The following is a 4698-nucleotide window of genomic DNA, read 5'->3' as shown; positions in this document are numbered from 1 at the left end:
AGTTAGCCTTGATTGATAAATTTCCGCCAAGAGTGAAAACTCAAGGCGGATTTTTTATTGTAGCATATTAAGGAAACATTTGTCAAATATATTGTTGCCTTAATAGTTTAAATTTGTTGCCTTAATAGTTTAAATTTGTTGCCTTAATAGTTTAAATTTGTTGCCTTAATAGTTTAAATTTGTTGCCTTAATATTTCGCTAGACCCCATCACATAGAGCTTAGAAAGCCCACTAAAAATATAAAAAAATATAAAAAAATATAAAAAAATATAAAAAAATATAAAAAAATATAAAAAAATATAAAAAACGCGAGTGCTAGAAAAAATTGAAGTTGTTTTTTAGCTAAAAACTTTTTTTGATTTTTTTCTCGTTTAATATTAAATTAATTTTTTTAGTTTTTATAATTATTCATATATCAAAATTTTAATCATAGAAAGGATTAAAATGAAAAAAATTATCTTAGGTTTAGCAGTTATTGCTTCATTATCTAGCGTTGCTTCAGCTTCAAATCATAGTTATCATAGCAAGAAAAATTTTAATAATTCACAACAAGAATATATAGAAGGTAGAAGTATAACTTGTGCAACTTTTCATAATTGCCAAACAATACATTAACCTATTTATCAAGATGCTTTTTGCAAATGGACAGGATATTGTTAATGTTTGTTAATACTTGTCACGGCTTGGTAGATACCAAAGTAGAATATTGAGATAAACCTGCATTAGAAGAGGCGATTGCTAAACAGCAAGAAGATACAAAAAAAGTAGAAGCTGAAGCTAAAAAAGAAGAACAAAGTAATTCTATAAATGCTGATAATCAAGCAAATACTAGCAAAAAAGTTCAGCTTTTAGATATATCTGCTTAATCTTAATATTAGGGTGGGTTTTGTCCATCTTCCGTGCTACGCACTCAGACAGCCCCCGCACCCCAATTATCGCAAATCATAGCACCTGCTAAGGTGCTATTTACTAAAGCACCAAAAAGGAAAACTATCTATTAAACCCAAATCCTCTATTGTTTCTTTTAGTTTTTGCTTGTTCAAAAGAATTTTCAAAAGCTCTTTGATATTTAAGCTCTTTTTCTATTCTTTCGGCTTTTAATGGAAATATTTCTTTTAACTGCTCCACGCTTAAATTTTTTTCGCACCATCTGCCTATTTCTTTTAGTCGAGTTTCTAATCTTTCATTATTTGTCTTGTGTGCTTCAAACAAAGTTCTTAAATTATCTCTATCATCTTTGACTTTATGGTATTCAAATTTTAAATATTCAAGCTCTTTGTTAGCTTCTTTCTTGCTTTCATTTGTGCTAATTAAAAAAGCATTTTTAGTTATCTGATAGTCTTCTCTTACCTTAGCATTGTATTTTCCAAAAGTTAGAATATTTTTCCATAAGCTTAGGTGATTTTCAAATTCTTGCGTAAGCTCCTTTAAGACTTTTTCATGTCCTAACTCTAAAGTTTGTATATGTTTTTGATATTGCTCTATTTTTGTTTGCAATTCATTTTCTTTCGATTTTAGCTTTTTAGCTTTGTCTTGTATCTCTTTTTCTTTTTCTTTCAATTCTAGAGCTATCTGTGCTAATTGATGTTCTTGTTTTTGTATTTTTTGAAGCAATACTTTTTCTTGTTCTTTAAATTGAGCGTATGTTTTATAATCTTGTATGTATTGAGGTTGCTTTTCGTTATTCTCGTAGCGATTAGCTCCACGCTCCATTTTTAAACTTTGTGCGGTTAGGGTTTGTATTTTGCTAAGATTGGCTTTGTTCAAACTTGCTTCACGCCTAGCAAGTTGTAAGCCATTGTTATCGAGTGTAAAAAATACCGCGTGGGCGTGATAATGGGTTTGTTTTTCCCCTTTAGCATTCTCACTTACTTCATCTCTATGGATTACAACTTGTAAAGGTGTAAATCCTGTAAGCTCTGCAATTTTTTGCGTAAGCTCTTGACATTGTTCCATTGTAGTATTTTCGCCGATTTCGTATATAAACTCGTGATAGCATTTTTCTTTTTTAGTAAAATTTTGAAGTCCTTTAGGCTTTCCACTTTTAGCTAAACCATTCTTATTTTCACAATATTTATAAAAATTTTCATAAGCTTTTTTATAAAGCCTTTCTATGTTCTTACGCACTTCATTGCTAGTGCAAGAGTATTCATTTAAATGCGTAAGTTCTTTAGTGATTGTCTTAGCATTATCGTTGGTTCTATCATTGTGGTTTAATGCAGGTTGTTTTTTAGGATTGCAATGAGCGGTGGCAATTTTTGGCATATTCTACAAATCCCTTTTCTTTGTATTCAGCAATAATTTCATCAGTACTTAGCTTTAAAGCACTTTGTTTTATCATAGCGATAATATCTAATTCATTCATGTAAATACTCTCTATCGCATGATTACTTATAACAGATTTTATACCTTCATAATCTTCCTTATTTACATCATCTTTATATTTTTTTAAGTATCGCAAGGCTTTCTTCTAGGTTATGCACTTCGGGATATTGTTTTTGCATTTTTAAATTTTTCCTTTTTTGATTTTTATTAGCGGGGTTAAGGGGTTGCACCCCTTACAAGCTCGACACTTTGCACAAGTGGCGGATAGCTTGTATCCTTCAATAAGATAATTATAGCATTTTTTAGAATTAAACAGATATATCGAAAGATGATTTTTTGATCGAATTTGCTTAATTGTCTATATTTATAGAATTACTTTACTTCTTTTTTAACTTTTAGCATTTATAGTGTTATATAGCTTTATATTGCATATTATAGAGTTATTTTGTAAATTATAGTCCCGGGGATTGGTTTTATATACTTTAGCTGTATATGGTACCATTCTGTTAATATATAAGGCACTTTTATTTTAAATTAAATTTAATAAAGTATAATTCCGTGTTAGATGTATATTCTGATGATTATATGATCTAATGTTTAAATGTTTATTTGCCTCTTCCATGCTAAATATTAAAAATCTTATTTAGCAGAGAGGAGGTAATGTAGAGATGATTTCTAATAAATACAAATGCAAGATAAAACATTTGATTTTATTAGCAAGAGTTATTTTTAGAATACTTTTAATAGTCGCTAGCTATTAAAAAGAATTTATGGAAGATTATTGCTCAATCTTCCATAAAAAAACTTCAATACTATACTACAAAATACCTTAATTTATGATTGTTTCTCTTATGTTTTAACTATATTATTTTATTTTTCATTAAAAACCCTTGACAAAAAAAAATGATGTGATATAATGCTAAGTATAATTAAATATAGCTTTAATAATATATGGTTGAAGGAAAAAAATGGAGAAAGAACAGCAACAGAGTAGTCTAATTACAGGGCTATGGAAACATAAAAATTTAAAAGGTGAAGAAGTTCTAATTGGAAGGATTGGAGGAAATTTAAATGCTGTAGTTGTAAAAAATCCTAATTTTGATAAAAATGATAAAAAGCCTGAATTTTTATTATATTTTTTCAATGGACAACAGGATATCAATAAGATAAATTTTGACTTTACTAAAAAACAATAATTTTTTTAGTATATGATTTTTATCTAATCCCATTCCTAAAGGTATTAATCATTTTAAAAAACTGCTCTTGATTTTTAGTATTAAAGTGCATAAAGTTTCCAAAGTTTAAATTCTCGTATTCATCTCTTGCAAGCTCTATTGCAATAATTTTAAATTCATCAAAATCAAAATCATTAAATTGCCAAAGCTTGTCATTATAATCAAATCTAACTTGATTAAGTTTCATATTGTTTAAAATCTTTAAATATTTTTGCTCATCGCTCATTATTTTTTGACTTTGATTTTCTAGTTTTTGCATTTGGATATTTTCAGGTTTAAAAGTAAAGGTAATACCTGAAACCTTACCGCCACGCCCACGCCCTGCGGTTTTTTCTTTTTCATAAGCAAGATTTTTAAAAGGCACTCTGATTTGATCAAATAGATTGCGTTCTTTAGAAAGTTCTTTGATAGCAGGTTTTAAAATTCTTTGGTCTATATTTCTTTGCTCATAATTTTCAGGTATATCCATAACCCTACAAAATTCTTCCCACTCAAGATAAGCTTTGCCTGTGGTTCTAAATTGCTTTAAAAGTCTGTATAAAGTTTTTGTATATTTGCCATTAAGGCTCACAAACTCGCTAAGCTCAAAAGCTGTGAAATTAGCTGTAAGCTGATTTAAAATATATTCAAAGCGTGGATTAACTTGTATTTCTATACTCTCTAAATCTTTTGAGCTTGCATAAACATAAATTGCAAATTCTGTAAAAAGGTTTATTGTCTTGTGTGCTTCAACTTCTTTTTCTCCTCTAGTTGTTTTTTCAATTATTGTAAAGTCAGCTTTAAAAAATTTCCTTTTTAGAGAAGACACAAATTCCATTAAACTATTATTATCATAACTACTTTTGAGAATGTTTCTTAAGTCCCAAGGATAGAATGTTACTTTGCCTTTTTCTTCTTTAAGTTTTACCATTAAACCACACAATAAATCTTGTTCGATTTCTGTAAAGCTAGGCAACTGAATTTTATTAAAATCGTTGTGATATTTAACTATTTCGCTCATTTGCATATCCAAAGTAAGACAATCAAGGCAAGGGGCTTCTCTGCCCCTGCGGTTTTGTTAGAAAAATACTTCAACTTTAAGCTTAAAAAACCTAAAATTTAGGTATAATCTCACAAAACGCTTACTATGTCGTTTCAT

At 28.7% G+C, this 4698-nt stretch carries 4 protein-coding genes and 1 pseudogene; 2 read left to right on the top strand and 3 right to left on the bottom strand.

The features are described 5' to 3' along the window. The first annotated feature begins 444 nt into the window (after positions 1–444). Positions 445–615: a hypothetical protein gene (locus L8V88_RS07865; protein WP_263727454.1), complete on the top strand. Its 171-nt coding sequence runs from the start codon at positions 445–447 to the stop codon at positions 613–615. 375 nt (positions 616–990) lie between these two features. Here the strand turns inward: L8V88_RS07865 and L8V88_RS07860 are convergent, their stop codons facing one another. Together L8V88_RS07860 and L8V88_RS07855 are read right to left on the bottom strand one after the other, a co-directional pair. Further along, positions 991–2265, bottom strand: coding sequence for a mobilization protein (locus tag L8V88_RS07860; protein WP_263727453.1), 1275 nt, complete (start codon positions 2263–2265; stop codon positions 991–993). Next, positions 2231–2504, bottom strand: a pseudogene (locus tag L8V88_RS07855) (hypothetical protein). Before L8V88_RS07855 ends, L8V88_RS07860 begins: the two are co-directional and overlap by 35 nt. Before the next feature lie 789 nt (positions 2505–3293). Between L8V88_RS07855 and L8V88_RS07850 the strand changes: the two are divergent. Next, positions 3294–3521 (top strand): hypothetical protein, encoded by a 228-nt coding sequence (locus L8V88_RS07850; RefSeq protein WP_263727452.1) that lies wholly within the window; start codon positions 3294–3296, stop codon positions 3519–3521. Between the two features lie 19 nt (positions 3522–3540). Here the strand turns inward: L8V88_RS07850 and L8V88_RS07845 are convergent, their stop codons facing one another. Beyond that, entirely contained in the window at positions 3541–4560 is a 1020-nt protein-coding gene (locus L8V88_RS07845) for a replication initiation protein (protein ID WP_263727451.1), read from the bottom strand. Between the last annotated feature and the right edge of the window lie 138 nt (positions 4561–4698).

Source organism: Campylobacter sp. IFREMER_LSEM_CL2101, assembly GCF_025771825.1.
GTDB classification, from domain to species: Bacteria; Campylobacterota; Campylobacteria; order Campylobacterales; family Campylobacteraceae; genus Campylobacter_D; species Campylobacter_D lari_C.
The sequence above is the reverse complement of the archived record's forward strand: the minus strand, read 5'-3'. Positions and strand labels throughout refer to the sequence as shown.

Excerpts from the sequence above, each read along its gene's own strand:
- L8V88_RS07865 (WP_263727454.1), top strand. The coding sequence starts at position 445 with ATGAAAAAAATTATCTTAGGTTTAGCAGTTATTGCTTCATTATCTAGC.
- L8V88_RS07860 (WP_263727453.1), bottom strand. The coding sequence starts at position 2,265 with ATGCCAAAAATTGCCACCGCTCATTGCAATCCTAAAAAACAACCTGCA.
- L8V88_RS07850 (WP_263727452.1), top strand. The coding sequence starts at position 3,294 with ATGGAGAAAGAACAGCAACAGAGTAGTCTAATTACAGGGCTATGGAAA.
- L8V88_RS07845 (WP_263727451.1), bottom strand. The coding sequence starts at position 4,560 with ATGAGCGAAATAGTTAAATATCACAACGATTTTAATAAAATTCAGTTG.